Raw genomic sequence first — 21,014 nt, 5'->3', positions numbered from 1 at the left:
TCTGTCCAGCCGGCGTGTAGATCATGACCCGACTGCATTTCGCTTCCGCGCTCCTGCCTTCGGGCTGGGCCAATGACGTGCAGGTGGTGATCGCCGCCGGCGCGATCGCCGCGGTGACGCCGGGCGTGGCGCCGTTCGCCGGCGACGAGCGCCATGCCATCGCGCTTCCCGGACTTGCGAGCCTGCACAGCCACGCCTTCCAGCGCGGCATGGCAGGCCTTGCCGAATTGCGCGGCGATTCCACCGACACGTTCTGGACCTGGCGCGAGACGATGTATCGCTTTGCGCTGGCGATGACGCCCGACGACGTCGCGGCTGTGGCGACGCTGCTCTATGTCGAGATGCTCGAGCAGGGTTTTACCCGCGTCGGCGAATTCCACTATCTGCATCACGACCGCGACGGATCCCCCTACGCCGACCCCGCCGAGATGGCCGCGCGGATTGTACAGGCCGCAGAAGCCTCGGGCATTGCGCTGACGTTGTTGCCGACTTTCTATGCGCATGGCTCGTTTGGAGGCGCAGCGCCGAATGCCGGGCAGCGCCGCTTCATCTGCTCGGTCGATCAGTTCGCCGCATTGATGACGGCCTCGCGCCAGGCGATCAGCGCCTTGCCTGGCGCCAATATCGGCATCGCTCCGCACAGTTTGCGCGCGGTCACGCCAGACGAGCTCGCCGCGATCATTCCACTCGCCGAGGGTGGGCCGGTGCACATTCATGCCGCCGAGCAGGTGAAGGAGGTCGAGGATTGCCTCGCCTGGTCGGGCCGGAGCCCGGTGCAATGGCTGCTGGAGTATGCGCCCGTAAATCAACGCTGGTGCCTCATTCACGCGACCCACATGACGAGTGAGGAAGTGACGGCGTTCGCCAAGACGGGCGCGGTCGCCGGCCTTTGCCCGATCACGGAGGCGAGCCTCGGCGATGGCATTTTTCCGGCGCGAGAGTTCCTCGAGACCGGCGGCCTTTTCGGCGTCGGCACCGATTCCAACGTGTTGATCGGCCCCGCTGACGAATTGCGCCAGCTCGAATACGGCCAGCGGCTCAAGCACCGCCAGCGCAACGTTCTCTCCGGCGGCGCCGGCCGCTCAACGGGACGCTCGCTGTTCGACGGGGCGCTCGCCGGCGGCGCGCGGGCGCTGGCGCAGCCGACGGTCGGCCTCACACTCGGCGCGCGCGCCGACATCATCACGCTCGACACGGCGCATCCATCGCTGGCGGGACGCGCGCAGGATGCCGTCATCGACGGCTGGATTTTTTCTGCCGGCGGCGCCGCCATCGATTGCGTCTGGGCCGGGGGCAACAAGGTGGTCGAGCGCGGTCAGCATGGATTGCGCCAAGCCGCACGCGAGCGCTTCAACGCATCGATGCGGAGGCTCGTTGCATGAGCCTCGTCACCGATGCCGACAGGCCGACGCTCTACAAGCGCATCCGCGCCGACATCGAGCAGCGCATCCTGACCGGCGAATGGCCGCCCGGCCATCGCATTCCGTTCGAGCATGAGCTGGTGGCGCGCTACGGCTGCTCGCGCATGACCGTGAACAAGGCATTGTCTGAGCTGGCACAGGCCGATCTGATCGAGCGGCGGCGGCGCGCCGGCTCGTTCGTGCGCCGGCCGCAACATCAGTCGGCGGTGCTCAAGATCGCCGACATTCGCGCCGAGATCACCGCGCTTGGGCGCAGTTACGGCTACGAGCTGATCGGCCGCAAGCTGCGCGCGGCGACGGCCGCCGACCGTGACCGGCTCGGCGTGAAGAAGGCCAACAAGGTGATCGCGATCACCTGCCGGCATAGCGCCGATAAGGTCCCGTTCGCGGTCGAGGACAGGCTGATCGATCTCTCGTCCGTTCCTGACGCCGCGACCGCGGATTTCTCGCGCGAGCCGCCCGGCTCCTGGCTGCTTCACCATGTCCCATGGACCGAGGCCGAGCACACGATCAGCGCCATCGTTGCGGACGACCGTGCGGCGGAAGCGCTCGCGATCGCCGTCGGCGCCCCCTGTCTCGTGATCGACCGCTATACCTGGCGTAGCGCACGCACGATCACCGCCGTGCGCCTGCTCTATCCCGGTGACTCACACCGCCTTGTCGCGCGATTCAAGGGAGGTTGAGAGGATATGTCGGCACAAATCGTGCAACGCTTCGCGGAACCGCCCATATGGGCCGGCAGAGATCAACAGGACGTCAAACCATCGATCGGCAAGAGGACGATAATCATGCGTAGTTCGACAGTATTTGCGACAATCATTGCTCTCGCGGCCTCCACTCCGGCGCTCGCCCAGGACGTCAAGGTCGGCATCGGCATTTCCGGGTGGACCGGCTTCGCGCCGCTGACGCTGGCGAAGGAGGCCGGCATCTTCAAGAAAAACGGCCTCGACGTCACCATCAAGAAGATCCCGCAGAAGGACCGCCATCTCGCCATCGCCTCCGGCGACATCCAGTGTGCGGCGACCACCGTCGAGACCTGGATCTCCTGGAACGCCAACGGCGTCGCCACCAAGCAGATCTTCCAGCTCGACAAGAGCTATGGCGCCGACGGGATGGCTGTGCGCAACGACATCGCCGCGATCAAGGACCTGAAAGGCAAGACCGTCGCCGCCTCCGCGCCGGGCACCTCGCCCTACTTCGCGCTGGCCTGGATGCTGAAGAAGAACGGCCTCACCACGAAGGACGTGACGGTGGTGAACCTCGAGCCGGCGGCTGCGGCGCAGGCCTTCGTCTCCGGCCAGAACGATGCGGCGATGACCTATGAGCCATACTTGTCGACGGTGCGTGCCGCGCCGGACAAGGGCAAGATCATCGCCACCACGCTGGACTATCCGATGGTCATGGACACGTTCGGCTGCACGCCGAAGTTCCTCACCGACAATCCCAAGGCCGCCAAGGCGCTCGCCGACAGCTATTTCGAGGCGCTCGAGACGATCGCCAAGGACCAGGCCAAGTCCTACGAGATCATGGGCGCCGACGTGAAGCAGACCGGCGAGCAGTTCGGCAACTCGGCGAAATATCTGCGCTGGCAGGACAAGGCCGCGAACCAGAAGTTCTTCGCGGGCGAGTTCCTGACCTTCAACAAGGAGGCCGCCGAGCTCCTGCTCGAGATCGGTATCATCAAGGCCGTGCCGAAGGTCGAGGACCTCTACGACGCGAGCTTCATCAAGTAACGTTCTCCAAGTTGCCGGTTCCGCCTCAGGCGGAGCCGGCGCACCATTCGGATACAGTTTGATGCGTCCTCTGGATCCCGTGACATCGAAGCAACGTGCGGCATATGGCCTGGCGTTCTTCGTGCTGTTCGTCGCCCTCTGGTCGTGGGCGACGTTTGGCGGGCATGTGTCGAAGACCTTCCTCGCCAATCCGCTCACCATGGTGCAGGAAGGCCTCGAGCTGCTCACCAAGCACGGCTTCCTGTTCGACATCGGCATGACGATCTGGCGCGTCGTCGGCGGCTTTGCGCTCGCGGCGGTCATTGCGGTGCCGCTCGGCGTGCTGATGGGCGCCTACAAGCCGGTCGAAGCCTTCCTCGAACCCTTCGTCTCATTTGCACGCTATTTGCCCGCCTCGGCCTTCATTCCGCTGCTGATCCTGTGGGCCGGCATTGGCGAATTGCAAAAGCTGCTCGTCATCTTCATCGGCTCGGTGTTCCAGGTGATCCTGATGGTCGCGGTGACGGTCGGCGCGACGCGGCGCGATCTGATCGAGGCCGCCTACACGCTGGGCGCCAGCGACCGCGGCATCATCCGCCGGGTGCTGCTGCCTTCCTCCGCGCCGGAGATCGCGGAGATCCTGCGGCTGGTGCTGGGCTGGGCCTGGACCTACGTCATCGTCGCCGAGCTGATCGGCTCGTCCTCGGGCATCGGTCATATGATCACCGACAGCCAGGCGCTGCTCAACACCGGCCAGATCATCTTCGGCATCATCGTGATCGGCTTGATCGGCCTGATCTCGGACTTCCTGTTCAAGGCGTTCAACGCCTGGCTGTTTCCCTGGAAGCTGGCATGACCATTCTTAGGATCGAGCAGGTCTCGCGCACCTTCCCCGCGCGCCACGGCAACGCGCCGACCAGGGCGCTGGAGCCGACCGATCTCACCATCGGCAACAACGACTTCGTCACCATCCTCGGTCCCTCCGGCTGCGGCAAGTCCACGCTGCTGCGCATCGTCGCCGGCCTCGACCGTCCGACCGGCGGCCGCGTCACGCTCGACGGACGCGAAGTGACCGGCCCGGGCGCCGATCGCGGCATGGTGTTCCAGTCCTACACGCTGTTTCCCTGGCTGACGGTGCGCGAGAACATCGCCTTCGGCCTGCGCGAGCGCGGCGTGTCCGAGGCGGAGCGACACAAGATCGCCGATGCCTTCATCCGCCAGGTCGGGCTGTCCGGCTTCGAAAACCATTGGCCCAAGCAGCTCTCCGGCGGCATGCAGCAGCGCACCGCGATCGCACGCGCGCTCGCCAACGATCCGAAGATCCTGCTGCTCGACGAACCGTTCGGCGCGCTCGACAACCAGACCCGCGCCTTGATGCAGGAGATGCTGCTCGGGATCTGGGAACGCGACCAGAAGACCGTGCTGTTCGTGACCCACGATATCGAGGAAGCCATCTTCCTCGGCAGCCGCGTCATCGTCATGAGCGCGCGCCCCGGCCGCATCAAGGCCGAAATCAATGTGGACCTGCCGCATCCGCGCTCCTACAAGATCAAGACCACGCCGGAATTCGTCCAGTTGAAGGAACGGCTGGTCGAGGAGATCCGGACCGAGGCGCTCAAGGTTGCCGAACATGCCTGACACCCAGCCCCGCGCCGACGGCCATCGCGTTCTTGCCGACCTCCACGCACTGCGCGCCTTTGGCGCCTACAAGACCGGCGTGCACAAGCCGACCTTCTCCGAGCCGCACAAGCTGTCACTGGAGTGGCTCGTCCAGAAGCTGCCCGAGGCCGAGCTCTCCGCGACGATTGACGGCATCGGCAATGTGTTCGGGACGAGCTCGAAGTCCGGACCGAAACTGCTGGCGGGCTCGCACCTGGAAAGCCAGAACTATGCCGGCTGGCTCGACGGCCCGCTCGGCGTCGTCTATGCGCTCGAGGCGGCGCGCGTGCTCAATGCCGACGCTTCGGTGAACGGCGCGGTGGAAGTTGCCGCCTGGTGCGACGAGGAGGGACATTTTGGTCATTTCCTCGGCTCGCGCTCCTATGTCGGACAGGTGACGGAGGCCGACATCGACGCGGCGCGCGACCGCACAAGCGGGCGCACCATGCGCGATGCCCTTGCCGACACGGGGCTCGCGGAGCGTCCGCGCATCACCGCCGAGCCGGGACGGCACATCGGTTATCTCGAGGCGCATATCGAGCAGGGCGACACGCTCGAAAGCGGGCAACTGGCGATCGGCGTCGTGACGTCCATCGTCGGCATCTGGCAGTACCAGATCAACTTTGCCGGCGAGCAAAACCACGCCGGCACCACGCGCATGGCGGTGCGCAAGGATGCGGGCCTGGCGCTGGCCAAGTTCTGCGTGGCGATCGACGAGCGTTTCCCCGCCGCCTGCGGCCCGCGCACGGTCTGGACCACCGGCCGCATCACGCTCGATCCGGGCGCGCCGAGCATTATCCCCGGTGGCGCCGAGATGCTGTTCCAGATCCGCGACGACGACCCGTCTGTGATCGCGCGGCTGGAGCAATTGCTGCGGACCATGGCGGACGAGGCCAGTGCCAACGGCACCTGCACGGTCAGCGTGACGAAGCTGCGCACCGGCGCACCCGCGATGATGAACGCGAGCTTTCAGGACGCGATCGAGGCCGCGAGCAAGGCCGTCGCCGGCGGCCGGTCCATCCGCATGCCGAGCGGCGCCGGCCACGATGCGCAGATGCTGGCGACCGTCATGCCCGCCGGCATGCTGTTCGTGCCGTCGATCGGCGGCATCAGCCATCACTGGACCGAGAACACGGCGGATGCCGATATCGTGACGGGCGCAGAGGTGTTCGTCGAGGCGTGCCGGCGGATCCTCGGGGGCTAGGTCGAGGCATGCAGCCGTTGAGCGCCTGCCACGACCATTCGAGCAGGGCTCTGCCATAAAGCCGCGGCAATCCTCGGGCCTGTCGACCGTCTCCTCCCCTGCTTCCCGGAGTTCCCATGTCTTCTGCCGACCGGCCGGCAACCCGCCTTGCCACCCGGCTTGCCTTCCTCGTTGCGGGCTTCGGCATCGCGTGCTGGGCACCCCTGGTGCCGTTCGCGAAGGCGCGGCTCGCCGTCGACGACGGAGTTCTCGGCCTGCTCCTGCTCAGCCTCGGCATCGGCTCGGTCGTGGCGATGCTGCTGACCGGCGTGCTCAGCGCGCGCTACGGCAGCCGGCCGATCATCGTCGCGGGCGGGATCGGTCTGACGCTGGTGCTGCCGCTGCTGGCGGTCGCAAGCTCGCCGCTGTCGCTGGCGCTGGCGCTGCTTGCGTTCGGCGCCGCGCTAGGCTCGATCGACGTCGCCATGAACATCCACGCCGTGGAGGTGGAGCGCGCCGCGCGACGCCCGCTGATGTCCGGCTTCCACGCCCTGTTCAGCATCGGCGGCTTCGCCGGTTCCGCGCTGATGACGGCGCTGCTCTCTCTGCAGCTCGGCGCGCTCGCCTCGACGTTGATCTGCTCCGTGCTGATGCTGATCGCGATGCTGGTGACCTGGCCGCGCCTGCTTCGCTCGGTGCAGGTGCAGGAAGGCCCATTTTTCGTGATGCCGCATGGATCGGTGCTGCTGCTGGCGCTGCTCGGCGCCATCACCTTCCTGGTCGAAGGCGCGATGCTCGATTGGGGCGCGCTGCTCGTGATCGGCGCCGGGCTCGTCAGCGAGGCCCAAGGCGGCATCGGCTACATCGTGTTCTCGATCGCGATGACGATCGGCCGGCTTAGCGGCGACGCCATCGTTGCGCGCATCGGAGACCGCACGACATTGCTGTGGGGCAGCCTCATCGCGATCGCCGGCTTCGTGGTGCTGCTCACCGCGCCCGTGGCGGCGGTCGCCATCGCCGGATTCCTGCTGATCGGGCTCGGCGCCTCGAACCTCGTGCCCGTGCTATTCCGCCGGGCGGCGCAGCAAAAGGTGATGCCCACGGGACTTGCGGTCGCGGCGATCACGACAGCGGGCTACGCAGGCGTCCTGCTCGGCCCTGCCGGCGTCGGCTTCGTCGCACAGCTCGGCGGACTGCCGCTGGCATTCTGGCTGCTGGCCGCCTTGATGGGTCTCGTCACGTTGACGGCGGGGATCGTCACCGCGGAGCAGCGCCGGACCTTGCATGTCGATGCGTGAGCGGACTCGCGTCGGCTTTGACCGATGAGGAGGTGGACCGCCACAGCCGGCGAGCCACCTTCTTCAGGCTCTAGCCTCCGACTGCCGCAGCGCGCCGCGGCAGCTTCCAGCCCGGCCGGATGAAGTGGCAGGTGTAGCCGTCAGGATAACGTTCGAGATAATCCTGATGCTCGGGCTCGGCCTCCCAGAACTCGCGCGCGGGCGCGACCTCGGTCACCACCTTGCCGGGCCACAGGCCGGACGCCTCGACGTCGGCGATGGTGTCTTCGGCAATCCGCTTCTGCTCCTCGCTGGTGTAGAAGATCGCCGACCGATAGCTCGTGCCGATATCGTTGCCCTGACGGTTGAGCGTGGTCGGATCATGGATCTGGAAGAAGAACTCCAGCATGGTCCGGAAGCTGGTCCTGGCCGGATCGAACACGATCTCGATCGCTTCGGCATGGCCTTCGTGATTGCGGTAGGTGGCGTTCTTGACGTGCCCACCGGTGTAACCGACGCGGGTGGAGATCACGCCCGGCTGCTTGCGGATCAGATCCTGCATGCCCCAGAAGCAGCCGCCGGCCAAAACTGCGCGTTCCGTCGTCATGTGATGTGCTCCCAATGATCGCTCAAAAGCTTGTCCATCATATAGGCTTTCGGCCGCCCGGCCGAAAGCCGCGCGTTGACGCCCACTCGGTCGCTAGGGCCGGATGGACTGGAAGCAGGCCCGCGCTCTAGACCAGCTTGGCGTCGAGCGTGATGGCGGCGTTGAGCACCTTGGACACCGGGCAGTTCTTCTCGGCCTCGCCGGCGAGCCGGGCGAAGCCGGCATCGTCGAGACCAGGCACTTTCGCCCGCAGAGTCAGCGCGGATTTGCTGATCTTGAAGCCCTTGCCCTCGGGCTCGAGCGTGACGGCGGCTTCGGTCGAGAGCTCGTCCGGCGTGAAACCCGCCATCTGCAGGCCGAAGGCGAGCGCCATGGTGAAGCAGCCGGCATGGGCCGCGGCGATCAACTCTTCGGGATTGGTGCCCTTCTCGTTCTCGAAGCGGGTCTTGAATGAATAGGGCGTCCCGGCAAGCACGCCGGATTCGCTCGACAGATGGCCTGTGCCATCGCGACCAGTGCCCTTCCAGACTGCTGTTGCCTTGCGGATCATCTAAAGGTCTCCTTGTTTGCCTAAACCGGATCGAACGCGCGGATCGGCGGTAGATTGCCGGTGAACTTCTCCACCTCGACGGTCGTCAACTGGCCGGTGCAGCCCTGCGCCAGGGACGAGGTGCCGACGTCGCGGGTCAGCACGTTCGGATTGCCGTGAACGCAGAGCGGCGCCTCGTCTTCCGGATCCATCGGATCGTACCACGCGCCGGTCGGCAGCTGAACCACGCCTGATACGATGCCGTCGGTGACGCGGACCGCGGCGAGACAGGCACCGCGCTCGTTGAACAGGCGGATGATGTCGCCGTCCTTGATGCCGCGCGCCTGTGCATCGACCGGGTTCATGCGCGCGACCTCGCGGCCGCGATGCTTTGAGCCCAGCGAATGTCCGCCGAAATCGAGCTGGCTGTGCAGGCGCGTCACGGGCTGGTTGGCGACGAGGAAGCACGGTGCCCCCGGCTTGGGAACATCGGTCTTGTCGAGCCAGACCGGATGTCCGGGACAATCCGCATCACCGTGCCCCGCGATCTTGGCCGAGTAGATCTCGATGCGTCCGCTCGGCGTCGGCAAGGCATGATTGTCGGGATCCTCGCGAAAGCGGCGTAGCCGGCCGCCGTCATCGGGCTGCTGCGGCACGACCAGGCTGCCGCGCGCCCAGAATTCTTCGAAGCTCGGCGCTTCGAGGCCGCGCTTGGCAAGCGATGCGCGGGTCGGCTCGTAGAGATGCTCCAGCCATTGCCGCGACGTGCGCCCTTCGGTGAACGGCTCGCGCGCCCCAAGACGCTCGGCGAGATCGGCGAAGATATCGTAATCGTCACGCGCGAGCCCGAACGGCTCGGCGATCCGGTGCATCGCGACCATCAGGGGATCGTTGGTGGAATAGCCGATGTCCTCGCGCTCCAGCGTCATCGTCGCGGGCAGCACGATATCGGCGTGGCGGGCGGTGGCGGTCCAGGCGAGCTCGTGCACGACCAGCGTGTCCACCTTCGCGAAGGCCTTGCGCAGGCGGTTGATGTCCTGATGGTGATGGAACGGATTGCCGCCCGCCCAGTAGACCAGACGAATATCCGGATAGGTGCGCGTCTCGCCGTTGTAGCGATACGTGGTGCCCGGATTGAGCAGCATGTCGGCGATGCGCGCCACCGGAATGAAATCGGCAACGCCGTTGCGGCCCTGCCCCAGCGTCGGTCCCGGCACGTCGTTGACGCGGCGGCCGTAATAGCCGATCGCACCCAGCGAATAGGCATAGCCGCCGCCGGGAAGGCCGATCTGGCCGAGGGCCGCCGCCAGCACCATGCCCATCCACACCGGCTGCTCGCCATGCTCGGCGCGCTGCAGCGAATGGGAGACGGTGACGAGCGCGCGCTTTCCGGCGAGACGCCGCGCCAGCTTGCGGATCGCATCCGCACTGACGCCTGAGATCGCGGCGGCCCATTCGGCGTGCTTGGCTTGCCCGTCGCTCTCACCGTTGAGATATCGCAGGAAGATTGCCCAGCCCTCGGTGTAGCGGTCGAGGAAGGCCTGGTCGTGCAGCTTCTCACTGACCAGCGTATGGACGATGCCGAGCATCAGCGCGGTGTCGGTGCCGGGCACGCAACTCATCCATTCGGCGCCGGCCTCGACCGGCAGATCGTCGCGCAGCGGGCTGACCAGAACGAACTCGCAGCCGCGGCGGCGCGCCGCCGCCATGGCGCCGCGCTCGACATGCTTGCTGATCGAGCCGCCGGCCACCATGGAGTTCTTCAGCGCCATGCCGCCGAACGCCAGCACGATGTCGGTCTCGGCCGCGATCTGCTGCCAGGTGACGTTGCGCTTGGTGATGTCCTCGTAGCCGGCCAGGATCTGCGGCAGCAGCATCGAGGACGCACCGGACGAATAGGTGTTGACCGAGCGCACATAGCCGCCCAACGCGATATTGAGGAAGCGATGCACCTGGCTCTGGGCGTGATGGAAGCGCCCGGCACTCGACCAGCCATAGGAGCCGCCGAACACGGCGCCGGGTCCGCGGTTGTCGCGAATGCGGCCAAGCTCGTCGCCGAGGAGATCCAGCGCCTTCTCCCAGCTGACGGAGACGAACTCGTCACGGCCGCGGCGATCGTCCGGGCCCGGCCCGCGCTCGAGCCAGCCGCGGCGGATTGCCGGCTGGGCGATGCGCGCCTGGTGGCGGAGCGCGCCGGGAAAATTGTCGATGATGCCGTTCGGATCGGGATCGCCCGCATAGGCCCTGACCTCCAGCCCGGCCGCGCCCTGACGCGCGGAGAACACGCCCCAATGCGAGGTGTGCGGCTTGAAGCCGTCCGACAGGTCAAGACCGGGGTCGGGGAAGCCAATCGTATCGTCCATCTCTGATCCTTGTTCCGGCGGCGTCGGCAGGGGTGGTAATATACCGATCCGCTCCGGACGTCGTCGAGATCAGGGTTGACGGGAACGCTGACCTGCCCCGCGCAAAGCCAGCCTCAAGGCCGTTGACACTCCCGAGCGTCGTCGAGCGCGTCATGTCGCTCGTTTTGGCGCCGACGCTGCATCATCCACGTGCGCAGCAATCGACCAGCAGATTCCAGATCCGCTGCGTCTCTTCTCTCTTGTTCGCCTCCGGCACGTTCTCCGCGCTCGACCGATCGAACGCGGCGATGGTGTGGGGTTGGCGAGGCACGATCCACCGCTCCGAAATCGGGTCGTACCATTTGCCGATATTCTCAGTCACGTCGGTCGACTCACAGGTTGACAGGCTCGGGCGATGCGCCCCGCGCGGTCCTCGTTGGAGCCCGTGTGGCGCCACCCGATTCACCAATCAGGAGATCGCATGTTCGTTCCCAGCCCGCCGGCGTCAGCCCGGCCGGGCCGGATGCAGCGTGCGCGGATGCCGCTCGTGCAGCAATCGCGCCAGCTCCTCACGCTCGGTGTCGCGGCCCTTCATCGCGGTCTCGAACAGTGCCTCCTGGATGTCGCGAGGCATGTCGCCCCATACGTCCATCGCCGCACGTCCGAGCAGGCCCACAAAATGATCCACTCCATCGCTCATTCGGCTCTCCCGATCTGCACACGGGAATGGAACAGCGGCGGCCGCTCCGCGTTCCACTGCCATCATTGTGAAAAGGAGACGTCTTTTATGGGATTCTTCACCAAGGACATCCAGTCGATGGAAGACCTGCTGCTGCACGGGCTCCAAGACATCCACTACGCGGAACAGCAGATCCTGAAGGCGCTGCCGAAGATGATCGACAAGGCCACCAACAGGGATCTCGTCGCCGGGCTGAAGGCGCATCTGGAAGAGACCAACAAGCAGGTCGAGCGCCTCGATAAGGTCTTCGCCAAGCTCGGCAAGGAGCCGAGCGGCACGCATTGCCCGGCCATCGACGGCCTGATCAAGGAAGCCGACGAGACCGCCGGCGAGATCGAGGACAAGGCCGTGCTGGACGCTGCGATCGTCGCCAACGCACAGGCTGTCGAGCATTATGAAATGTGCCGGTACGGCACGCTGATCGCCTGGGCGGAAGAGCTCGGCCACGACGACATCGTGCGCTTCCTCACCACCAATCTGAACGAAGAGAAGGCCGCCAACACGAAGCTGAACACCGTGGCCCTGCGCAAAGGCGTCAACGCCAAGGCGTCCAGCGCTGCGTGATTGAAAGCGACTGATTGAGAGTGGCGGCGCCGGTAGTGCGGTGCCGCCACGGTGCTCGCCTGGATCAGATGAAAGGCTTGCCGCCGGTGACGGGCAACGTCGCGCCCGACGTGTAGCTCGACAGTGGATCGGCCAGCATGACATAGGCCGTCGCGAGCTCGGCCGGCTGGCCGGCGCGCTGCATCGGCACCTGCTTGCCGAAGTTCTTGACCCTTTCCTCCGACATGGTCGAGGGAATCAGCGGCGTCCAGATCGGCCCCGGGGCCACCGCATTGACCCGAATGCCCTTCTCGGCCAGCATCTGCGCAAGCCCGCCAGTGAAATTCTGGATCGCACCCTTGGTCGTGGCGTAGGCCAGCAGGCTCGGATTCGGCATGTCGGAGTTCACCGAGGCCGTGTTGATGATCGCGGAGCCCGGCCGCATGTGGGGAACGGCGGCTTTGGCCAGATAGAACATGGCGTGGATGTTGATCTCGAATGTCCGCCGCCATTCGTCGTCGCTGATATCCGCGATGTCCTTGAACGTCGCCTGATGGGCAGCGTTGTTGACGAGGATGTCGATGCCGCCGAGCTCCTCGACGGTGCGACGCACGATGGCGCGGCAATGTTCGGGATTGCTGATATCGCCCGGGATCAGGACGGCCTTGCGTCCCTCCCGTTCGACCAGCGCCTTGACCTCGGCCGCATCCTCCTCCTCGTTCAAATAGGAGATGACGATATCCGCGCCTTCCCGCGCATAGGCGATCGCCACCGCGCGGCCGATGCCGCTGTCGCCGCCCGTGATGATGGCCTTCTTTCCGGCAAGACGGCCGGAGCCCTTGTAACTCTCCTCGCCATGATCCGGGCGCGGCTGCATGGCCCGCGTCGAGCCCGGCATCGGCTGCTGCTGCGCAGGATAAGGCGGCTTTGGATAATTGGTCATGGACAACTCCCGGCGTTTGCTGCGCTAACGGAGCGCCGCCGGAAGTGTTCCTGGCGTTGATTCCGTCATCGCACAGCGTGGCCGCACCCCAGAGATCCGATTACAGCGGCTTGCGGAACTCTCGGCTAGAAAAACTCCCAAGGATCGCTCACCATGGCGGCACCTTGGAGGGCCATGTTGCGGAGAGCATCTTGAAACTCGCAGGTGTTTTAAAGTGCGCTAAGATATCTCAAGCAATCGGACACGGGCTTGACACCTGTAGCCAAATCGAACGAGCGGATTTTCGGTCTCCTGAGCGCAGCCGGCGTGTTCTGCATCTGGTCCGGCTTTCTCGTCTTCTCGAGGGCCGGCATGCAATCCGGCCTGACACCCTTCGATTTGACCGCACTTCGGTCCCTGGTCACCGGCGCCCTGGTTCTTCCGTTCGCCAAGGCCTGGTGGCCGCGCCACCTGCCGCTGCACGCAATCCTGTCGATGTCAATTTGTGGTCCCGGCGCGCTATAGAGCATTCTGATGTACTTTGGGTTGAAGGGGGCGTCGGCGGCATACGGGGGAGCGTTCGCCAACGGCTCGCTGCCGATCTTCACCATTCTGCTAGGATTGCTTGTCGCACGGCGCGTGCCGTCCCAGCGGCAACTCATTGCAGTTCTCATTCTGCTCGTCGGCGCAGTGCTCGTTGCCATTCCGGGCATGCGCGCCGGCGGCAACAGCGTGGCATCGGCCATCGGGTTCTTCCTCGCAGCGTGACGATGCCGTTCCGTTCGGATTCGTCGCGTCTGTGCGCTCAGTGCTGCCGCTCGCTACCTACCTCGCAGACATTTCACGGGCGCCAGGCTGCGAGCATGTAGCGTATCGTCGAAACCTTCTGCAGGGCGGACCGCTAGATCAGATTGGTCATTCTCAGTAGAGCCTCGTACGGTATCCTTCTTCCATCGTCTTCTCCGCCTCTTCGACCGCGATGGCGACAGTCTGCTCGGCGATGATCCGGCCGAGCGTCGGGAAACTGTTGCGCTCGACCTGAGCAGCCGGATTCCAGAGCTTCGAGCGCATCAGCGCCTTGCCACAATGAAAATAGGTCTCCTCGACATGGATCTTCAGCCCGATGATTGGGACCACGTTCTGCACCGCGAGCGGCGTCAACAGCTCGGCATCTTGCGAAATCTCGGCGCGGCCATTGACGCGCAGGGTCTCGTTGATCCCCGGCACCAGGAAGATCAGGCCGATGCCAGGGGAAGCGATGATATTGCCGAAGGTGTCGACGCGGTTGTTGCCACGCCGGTCCGGGATCAGCAGCGTCTTGTCGTCGAGCACGGCGACGAAGCCCGGCGCGTCGCCGCGCGGGCTTGCATCGGCATGACCGTTGCCATCGCTGGTGGCAAGGACGAGGAACGGGGAAAGCGCGATGAAGTCGCGACAGAACCTGTCGAGATGGCTGAGAACCTTCTTCTCGGCGAGCGGGCTGAGCTGCCCGAAATGCGCGCGCAGATCCTCTTGCGTCTTGACCGGCGGCTTGCCGCCTGCACCCTGGCTGCCCATTCGCGAACCTCCCTTTTTGCGGTGAGTTTCCTTCTTTCGGCTAATTGGCCTCGATGCCGCACCAGCTCGCGGTGAACAGCGCAAGCGCCTTGGTGACGCGCTTGACCGAGGCGAGATCGACGCGCTCGTTGAAGCCGTGCGCGCCTTCCATCGTGGCGCCGAAGCAAAACGCAGGCACGCCGAAATCGAGACCATAGAAGCGCGCATCGGTCAGTGCGGTTGACGAGAAGCTGGTCAGCTTGCGGCCGAACACATGCTCGTAGACCGGAGCGAGAACCGCCTCGCTTTCCTGAATCTCCGTCGCCTCGTAGCCCGGCGACAGGAAGCCGGACCAGACGATCTCCGGCGGATTGTTGGCGAGGAATGGATGCGAGCGCGCCGCCTTGGCGACGAAATCCACGATCTCGGCCTGGGCGTCGGCGATCTTCCAGCCGGGCAGCACACCAATGCGGCAATCGACATCGCACCAGGCGGGCACACTGGAGGCCCAGTCACCGCCCTTGATGATTCCAGGATTGAAGTTGAGCGGATGCTCGACCGATTTGAACGAGGGGTGCGTCTTCGCGCGCTCGTTCCATTCGGCCTCGAGACCTTCGAGCTTCTGGATCAGGTGGATTGCAGCCTTGATCGCATTTGAGCCGGTGCCGGCGCGTGCGACATGGACTGGTATCCCGCGCACTTTCAGGCGGAACCAGATCACGCCGACCTGGGCACGCATCAGCTTCTCGTCGGTCGGTTCGGGCAGGATGCAGACATCGGCACGATAGCCGCGCTGAAGTGTGGAGAGCGCGCCGAGACCGGTGCTCTCCTCCTCGATCACCGATTGCAGGTGGATGCGGCCCTTGGGCCTGTAGCCCGCGGCCTTGATCGCATCGAGCGCGTAGAGCGCCGAGATGGTACCGGACTTCATGTCGCCGGCGCCGCGACCATAGAGCCAACCGTTCTCGACCACCGGCTGAAACGGTGGCCGCTCCCACATGTCGAGCGGACCTGCCGGCACGACGTCGCAATGGCCCTGAAGGATCAGTGAGCGGCCCTCTTCCCTGGCCGGCCGGCAGGTGCCGACGACGGAGCGGGCACGTGAGAAATCGGTCTCGACCGGACCATAGCCCGGCAGCGCCTTCAGATCGTCCTGGTTGATGACCCAGTCATCGACCTCGTAGCCGCGATCGCGCAACAGCTTTGCGAACATGTCCTGACAGGGCGCCTCCGCCGCGCGCGTGCTCGGGATCGCCGTGAACGCGATCGTGGTGTCGATCTGCTCGTCGAAGGCGGCATCCACAGCGGCCTCGATGCGCTCGCGCGCGCCGGCTGGAAGGGGACGGCTGTCGGTCATGAACTCATCCTCGCTGTCGGTAGTGCGCCGGTCACGCTGGCAAAGCCCGGCTGGTCGAAGAAATCGCGGCCCGGGATCGCATCGAGCAGCTCGCGTGTGTAGGCGGCTTGAGGGGCCGTGAAAACGTCCGCGGTCGCGCCCTCTTCAACGATGCGCCCCTTCTGGAGCACGATGACGCGGTCGGCGATCTCGGCGGCGATCCGCAGGTCGTGGGTGATGAAGATCATGGCGAGCTTCATCTCCTGCCGGAGCTCGGCAAGCAGCGCCAGCACCTGAGCCTGGACGGAAACGTCAAGCGCCGACACGGCTTCGTCGGCGATGAGCACGCGCGGCTTGAGTGCCAGTGCGCGCGCAATACAGATGCGCTGGCGCTGGCCCCCAGAGAATTCGTGGGGGTAACGATCGGCGGCGACGGCGTTGAGGCCAACTCGCACCAGCAGCTTTCTCGTCTGCTCCATCGCTTCCGTGCGCGACGTGCCAAAGGCCATTGGTCCGCGCGCAATGGCATCGCCGATCTTCTGGCGCGGATCGAGGCTCGCAAACGGATCCTGGAACACGATCTGGAGCTGTTTTCGCGCCTGGCGGAGCGCCTCGCCGCGAAGCTGGCGCAGATCCTGGCCGTTGAAGCGGATGGCACCACCATCCGGCTCGGTCAGACGCATGATCATGCGCCCGAGCGTCGACTTGCCGGACCCGGATTCGCCGACGACGGCGAGCGTCTCGCCCTCGTACAAGGTCAGCGAGATGCCGTCGGCCGCGACGACCTCGCGCGGCGGCTGCAACAGGCCGCGCTTGACCCGGAATGCCTTCTCAAGACCGATGACTTCGAGCAGCGGTGTAGGATGGACCGCGGTGCGGCGGATCTCGTCGAGCCGCGCCTTCGGAACGGCATCGATCAACTCGCGGGTGTAGTCAGCCTTAGGACTGCGCAGGACTTCCTCGACCGTCCCCTGCTCCACCACCTTGCCGTGACGAAGCACCACGACGCGGTCGGCGACATCGGCAACGACGCCAAAATCATGGGTGATCAACAGCACGCCCATGCCGCGGTCGCGTCGGAGATCGTCGATCAGGCGCAGGATCTGACGCTGGGTGGTGACGTCGAGCGCTGTGGTCGGCTCGTCAGCGACCAGGAGTGCCGGACGGTTGGCCATCGCCATCGCGATCATGACGCGCTGGCGCTGGCCGCCGGACAGCTCGAACGGATAGCTCTTCTCAAGCAGCTTTGGATTTGGCAGCCCGACCTGCGTCAGGAGCTGCTGCACGCGTTCGTGCACCTCAATTGCCGACGGCATCGGCTTCTGATGGGTGAGGATCATCTCCTCGATCTGCCTGCCAACCCGCTTGAGCGGGTTCAGCGAGGATAACGGCTCCTGAAAGATCATCGCGGCTTCGCCGCCGCGCAGGCGGCGCAGCGCCTGCCGGTCGAGCTTTGCCGGATCTTGTCCTGCGACAGTCACGGCGCCCGCGGCAATATTGACGCTCTTCGGCAGCAGCGACAGCACCGCATGGGCGATCATCGACTTGCCCGAGCCGGACTCGCCGACGAGACAGACGACCTCGTTGGGCTTGACCTGGAAGGAGACGTTCTCGACCGCGAACGGGCGATCGCCGCCTTCGGGCAGCGCGATCGAGAGCCCCTCGACGGACAGAACGGGTGCCTTGGCTTGCACGGCCTCGCTCATGACCGACGCCTCGATACACGCGGATTGAGCACATCGGAGAGACCTTCGCCGAACAGGTTGATGGCAAGCACGGTGATGAGGATCGCGAGCCCCGGAAACACGCTCATCCACCAGGCATTCCGGATGACGGTGCGGCCGGCTCCGATCATGAAACCCCAGGACATCAGATTGGGATCGCCGAGGCCCATGAAGGACAACGCGCTTTCGAGCAGGATGGCGGTGGCGACCGTCAGGGAGGTCACGACCAGGATCGGCGAAATCGCATTGGGCAGGATATGGCCGAGCACGATCTGCAAGGTGCCCTCGCCCTGGCACAGCGCGGCTTCGACGAATTCACGATTGCGCAGGCGCAGGAACTCGGCGCGGGTGAGGCGCGCCAGCGGCGGCCAGCTCACGGCGCCGATGGTCAGGATGATCGTCAGCAGCGACGGGTTGAAGGTCGCGACCAAGAGGATCGCAAGCACGAAAGCGGGGATGGTCTGGAACAGCTCGGTCACCCGCATCAGCACGAGATCGACCTTGCCGCCGAAATAGCCGGAAATTGCGCCGATCGTAACGCCGATCACCATAGCCGCCATGGCCGAGGCGATGCCGATGACGAGCGACACGCGGGCACCATAGGCGACGCCGGCCGCAACGTCGCGGCCGAGCGTGTCGCCGCCGAGCAGCAGGCCGTCCTCGCCGGGCGGCGTGAACGGCGCGCTGACCATTTCCCAGGGCGAGACCGGAAAGACGGTGGGCGCGATGAGCGCGATGACGACCACGACAAGCAGCACGACGAGGCCGACCATGCCGCTAGGATGACGCAGGAAGGCGCGAACCGCATCCATCACGCAGCTCCTGTCGTCATGCGGGGATCGATCAGCCTGTAGATCAGGTCGGTCAGCAGATTGAGCACGATGACCACGATCGACAGAATGAGAAAAATGCCGAGCAGCACGGGATAATCACGCTGGAGCAGCGCATCGAAGGTCAGCCGGCCGAGGCCCGGCCAGGCGAACACCGTCTCGATGACCACGGCGCCGCCGACCAGCGCGCCGGCCTGCATGCCGGCCACGGTGACGACGGGCACCAGCGCGTTGCGCAGCATGTGGCCGACCACAATGCTGGGCCCGGAGAGGCCCTTGGCGCGCGCGGTCTTGATGAAGTCCTGCTGGGCGACCTCGATGATCGAGGACCGCATCAGCCGGGCATAGATCGCGAGATAGATCGCCGCCAGCGAGGTCACCGGCATGATCATGTGCTTGGCGATGTCGAGCGCACGCTCCAGCGGCGAGAGCTTGACGTTGATGGTCTCGTAACCGAACGGCGGCAGCCAGCCGAGTGTCACGGAGAAGACCAGCACCAGCATCAGCCCCAGCCAGAACACCGGCGTCGCATAAAGCACCAGCGACAGCACGGTGAAAACCGTATCGAGCACGCTGCCCGCCGCCAGCCCCGCGAGCGCGCCGAGGGTCGTGCCGATCAACAGCGCGAGGCAGAAGGCCGTCACCGTCAACAGCAGCGTCGCCGGCAGCCGTTCCAGGATGAGATCGACAACCGCGCGGCGCTGGCGGTAGGAATAGCCGAGGTCGAGCCTGACGACGCGGCCGAGATAGCTTGCGAGCTGCACGGCGTAGGGCTTGTCGAGCCCATATTCCTTGCGCAGATCTTCCAGCAGCTTCGGATCGGACGCGCCGGATTGGCCGGCCAAGACCTGGGCGGGATCGCCAGGGGCGGCCCGCACCAGCACGAAGTTGAAAGTGGCGATGACGAGGATGACGGCGACGAGCTGGGCAATCCGGCTCAGTGCCATCAGCCCGATCGTCGCCGCGCTGCCGAGACGGATCACGATTTGTAGACCGACCCGAAGGTTTCGTGCGAGCCGATGCCGGTCGACACGATGTTCTTGAACGCCTTGTCGTAGATGATGGGATATTCGAGCTCCAGCGTCCAGGCGACCGGCACGTCCTCGACCAGGATCTGCTGCACCTTGGAATAAAGCTCCTGTCGCTTGGCCTCGTCGAGCGTGACGGCGGCCTCGTCGAACAGTCTGTCGACCTCAGGGTTGGAATAGCCTTCGGTGTTCGAGAACAGGATGCCTTTCTTGATGTTCGACGACACGTAAGTGCGGGAGACGCCGAGCGCGGGATCGCCGAGCTGGTAGAGCAGGTTTTGGGTCATCTCATAATCCCAGTTGCCGACCTTCTCGGCCCAGCCGGCCATGTCGGTGCCGACGAGGACGAGATCGATGCCGACGCGGGCAAAGCTCTGGCGGAAGAACTCGCCGGCGCGCTGATAGGATTCGCCGTAAGGCGGCACGATGTATTTGATCTCAGCGCGCTTGCCGTTGGTGTCGGGCTTCAGTCCCATCTCGTCGAGCAGCGCCTTGGCCTTGTCGATCGAATAGTCGTAGCGCTTGACCTTGCCGTCGTAGAATTTCGTCTTGGACGAGATCGGGCCGGTCGCGACCTTGGCGCTGCCGAAATAGACCCGCTTGGCGAGCGCATCGCGGTCGATCAAGTGCATCACCGCCTGCCGGAAGCGCTTGTCGTTCATCGGCGCGATGCGGTTGTTCATCTCGAGCCACTGGTGCGGCGCGAAATACTCATAGCCCTTGGTGGTGACTTCGAGGTTCTTCTGCGCCTTGAAGCGCTGCACGTCGAAGAACTCGACGTCGGTCCATTGCGCGAGTTGCACCGTGCCGTTCTCTAGCGCCAGCGCGCGCGATGCCGAATCCGGGATGATGCGGTAGATGATCTCATCCAGGTGCGGCTGGTCCTTCAGATAGTATCCTTCATGGCGCACCAGATGGACATGCGAGCCGCGCACCCATTCCTTCAGCTTGAATGGGCCGGTGCCGATCGCCTTGTCGTTCAGCGGGTTCTTGCGGTAGTCGGTGCCTTCATAGATGTGCTTTGGCACGATCGGCGCCGAAGTGCAGTCAAAGCAGCCGAGGAACGGCGCAAAGGGCTGCTTCAGCTTGAACACGACGGTGAGCGGATCGGGCGCCTCGGCCGAAGCGACGCGCGCAAAATTCTGCCGCGCGCGCGGATGCGTCTCGGTCAACACCTTCATGCAGCTGAACACGACGTCCTCGGACGTCATCGGCTTGCCGTCGTGGAAGGTGATGTTGGGAAACAGCTTGAACGTATAGGTCAGCCCGTCCGGCGAAATCTCCCAGGACTGCGCCATGCCCGGCATCGGCTTGAGGTCAGCGCCATATTTGAGGAGACTCTCGTAGATCTTGCCGCCGAGCGTCAGCGTCGGCTGCTGCTGGTTGAAGGCGGTGACCAGCAGCGGCGGCTCGGGCTGGATGATGGTGTTGAGTGTTCCACCGCGGGTCTGGCCGGCCGCTCGCGTGATGCCGAAGGGGATAGCGGCGCCGGCGGCCAGCATGGCCTGGGTGAATTCGCGTCTGTTCATCGAGCTCTCCGTGTCGCATATCGGCGTGAGAAGGACCTCGCCAGACGCCGTATTCGGCTTTGACGAATCTGGCCGGCGCGAGCATTGTTGCCAAACG

At 65.2% G+C, this 21,014-nt stretch carries 21 protein-coding genes; 10 read left to right on the top strand and 11 right to left on the bottom strand.

Features of this window, described 5'->3' with window-relative positions:
• Positions 1–23 precede the first annotated feature (23 nt).
• The 7 genes from I6F12_RS12710 to I6F12_RS12680 all read left to right on the top strand — a co-directional run bounded on the left by I6F12_RS12710 (position 24) and on the right by I6F12_RS12680 (position 7,273).
• Positions 24–1,382 (top strand): formimidoylglutamate deiminase, encoded by a 1,359-nt coding sequence (locus I6F12_RS12710; protein WP_225156468.1) that lies wholly within the window; start codon positions 24–26, stop codon positions 1,380–1,382.
• Positions 1,379–2,104, top strand: a complete 726-nt coding sequence (hutC, locus tag I6F12_RS12705; RefSeq protein WP_036008026.1) for a histidine utilization repressor — start codon at positions 1,379–1,381, stop codon at positions 2,102–2,104. The genes I6F12_RS12710 and hutC overlap by 4 nt, the downstream gene beginning before the upstream one ends.
• Positions 2,105–2,209: 105 nt before the next feature.
• Positions 2,210–3,154, top strand: a complete 945-nt coding sequence (locus tag I6F12_RS12700; protein WP_036029324.1) for an ABC transporter substrate-binding protein — start codon at positions 2,210–2,212, stop codon at positions 3,152–3,154.
• Between the two features lie 61 nt (positions 3,155–3,215).
• Positions 3,216–3,989 carry an ABC transporter permease gene (locus tag I6F12_RS12695; RefSeq protein WP_225156467.1) on the top strand — a complete coding sequence of 258 codons (774 nt, stop codon included), beginning with the start codon at positions 3,216–3,218 and terminating at the stop codon, positions 3,987–3,989.
• Entirely contained in the window at positions 3,986–4,771 is a 786-nt protein-coding gene (locus I6F12_RS12690) for an ABC transporter ATP-binding protein (protein ID WP_225114629.1), read from the top strand. Before I6F12_RS12695 ends, I6F12_RS12690 begins: the two co-directional genes overlap by 4 nt.
• A complete protein-coding gene (locus I6F12_RS12685) occupies positions 4,764–5,996 on the top strand; it encodes a Zn-dependent hydrolase (protein ID WP_225156466.1) in 1,233 nt (410 codons plus the stop codon). Before I6F12_RS12690 ends, I6F12_RS12685 begins: the two co-directional genes overlap by 8 nt.
• A gap of 116 nt (positions 5,997–6,112) precedes the next feature.
• A complete protein-coding gene (locus I6F12_RS12680) occupies positions 6,113–7,273 on the top strand; it encodes an MFS transporter (protein WP_225156464.1) in 1,161 nt (386 codons plus the stop codon).
• Positions 7,274–7,343: 70 nt separating this feature from the next.
• Here I6F12_RS12680 and msrA read toward each other — a convergent pair whose 3' ends face one another.
• The 4 genes from msrA to I6F12_RS12660 all read right to left on the bottom strand — a co-directional run bounded on the left by msrA (position 7,344) and on the right by I6F12_RS12660 (position 11,430).
• Positions 7,344–7,859: a peptide-methionine (S)-S-oxide reductase MsrA gene (gene msrA / locus I6F12_RS12675; protein WP_036008049.1), complete on the bottom strand. Its 516-nt coding sequence runs from the start codon at positions 7,857–7,859 to the stop codon at positions 7,344–7,346.
• Positions 7,860–7,986: 127 nt separating this feature from the next.
• Complete coding sequence (locus I6F12_RS12670; protein WP_036029314.1) at positions 7,987–8,409, bottom strand: OsmC family protein; 423 nt, start codon at positions 8,407–8,409, stop codon at positions 7,987–7,989.
• A gap of 20 nt (positions 8,410–8,429) precedes the next feature.
• Complete coding sequence (locus I6F12_RS12665) at positions 8,430–10,751, bottom strand: molybdopterin guanine dinucleotide-containing S/N-oxide reductase (protein ID WP_225156462.1); 2,322 nt, start codon at positions 10,749–10,751, stop codon at positions 8,430–8,432.
• Positions 10,752–11,235: 484 nt separating this feature from the next.
• The gene (locus tag I6F12_RS12660; RefSeq protein ID WP_036029310.1) at positions 11,236–11,430 is read right to left on the bottom strand and encodes a hypothetical protein; all 195 of its coding nucleotides are present in this window, start codon (positions 11,428–11,430) and stop codon (positions 11,236–11,238) included.
• A gap of 87 nt (positions 11,431–11,517) precedes the next feature.
• On the opposite strand from I6F12_RS12660, the gene I6F12_RS12655 reads away from it, so the two are divergent.
• Positions 11,518–12,033, top strand: a complete 516-nt coding sequence (locus I6F12_RS12655; protein WP_036008066.1) for a ferritin-like domain-containing protein — start codon at positions 11,518–11,520, stop codon at positions 12,031–12,033.
• A 64-nt stretch (positions 12,034–12,097) separates the two neighbouring features.
• Here the strand turns inward: I6F12_RS12655 and I6F12_RS12650 are convergent, their stop codons facing one another.
• A complete protein-coding gene (locus tag I6F12_RS12650; RefSeq protein ID WP_225114625.1) occupies positions 12,098–12,955 on the bottom strand; it encodes an SDR family oxidoreductase in 858 nt (285 codons plus the stop codon).
• A 249-nt stretch (positions 12,956–13,204) separates the two neighbouring features.
• Between I6F12_RS12650 and I6F12_RS12645 the strand changes: the two genes are divergently transcribed.
• Complete coding sequence (locus tag I6F12_RS12645; RefSeq protein ID WP_225142997.1) at positions 13,205–13,459, top strand: EamA family transporter; 255 nt, start codon at positions 13,205–13,207, stop codon at positions 13,457–13,459.
• A 9-nt stretch (positions 13,460–13,468) separates the two neighbouring features.
• Positions 13,469–13,702: a hypothetical protein gene (locus I6F12_RS12640; RefSeq protein WP_036008072.1), complete on the top strand. Its 234-nt coding sequence runs from the start codon at positions 13,469–13,471 to the stop codon at positions 13,700–13,702.
• Between the two features lie 153 nt (positions 13,703–13,855).
• Here I6F12_RS12640 and I6F12_RS12635 read toward each other — a convergent pair whose 3' ends face one another.
• Genes I6F12_RS12635 through I6F12_RS12610 form a run of 6 tightly spaced genes read right to left on the bottom strand, consistent with a single transcriptional unit; the run spans position 13,856 to position 20,917 of the window.
• On the bottom strand, positions 13,856–14,491 hold the full coding sequence (locus I6F12_RS12635) for a pyridoxamine 5'-phosphate oxidase family protein (protein WP_036029306.1): 636 nt from the start codon (positions 14,489–14,491) through the stop codon (positions 13,856–13,858).
• A gap of 40 nt (positions 14,492–14,531) precedes the next feature.
• On the bottom strand, positions 14,532–15,827 hold the full coding sequence (locus I6F12_RS12630) for an ArgE/DapE family deacylase (protein WP_225130219.1): 1,296 nt from the start codon (positions 15,825–15,827) through the stop codon (positions 14,532–14,534).
• Complete coding sequence (locus I6F12_RS12625) at positions 15,824–17,512, bottom strand: ABC transporter ATP-binding protein (protein ID WP_225156460.1); 1,689 nt, start codon at positions 17,510–17,512, stop codon at positions 15,824–15,826. The genes I6F12_RS12630 and I6F12_RS12625 overlap by 4 nt, the downstream gene beginning before the upstream one ends.
• Positions 17,509–18,342 carry an ABC transporter permease gene (locus I6F12_RS12620; RefSeq protein ID WP_036008084.1) on the bottom strand — a complete coding sequence of 278 codons (834 nt, stop codon included), beginning with the start codon at positions 18,340–18,342 and terminating at the stop codon, positions 17,509–17,511. Before I6F12_RS12620 ends, I6F12_RS12625 begins: the two co-directional genes overlap by 4 nt.
• The gene (locus I6F12_RS12615; RefSeq protein ID WP_225156459.1) at positions 18,342–19,343 is read right to left on the bottom strand and encodes an ABC transporter permease; all 1,002 of its coding nucleotides are present in this window, start codon (positions 19,341–19,343) and stop codon (positions 18,342–18,344) included. Before I6F12_RS12615 ends, I6F12_RS12620 begins: the two co-directional genes overlap by 1 nt.
• The gene (locus I6F12_RS12610) at positions 19,340–20,917 is read right to left on the bottom strand and encodes an ABC transporter substrate-binding protein (RefSeq protein WP_225156458.1); all 1,578 of its coding nucleotides are present in this window, start codon (positions 20,915–20,917) and stop codon (positions 19,340–19,342) included. The genes I6F12_RS12615 and I6F12_RS12610 overlap by 4 nt, the downstream gene beginning before the upstream one ends.
• Positions 20,918–21,014: the final 97 nt, after the last annotated feature.

Source organism: Bradyrhizobium sp. IC4059 (assembly GCF_020193615.1).
Lineage (GTDB): Bacteria > Pseudomonadota > Alphaproteobacteria > Rhizobiales > Xanthobacteraceae > Bradyrhizobium > Bradyrhizobium yuanmingense.
This window is presented reverse-complemented; position numbering and strand designations above follow the sequence as displayed.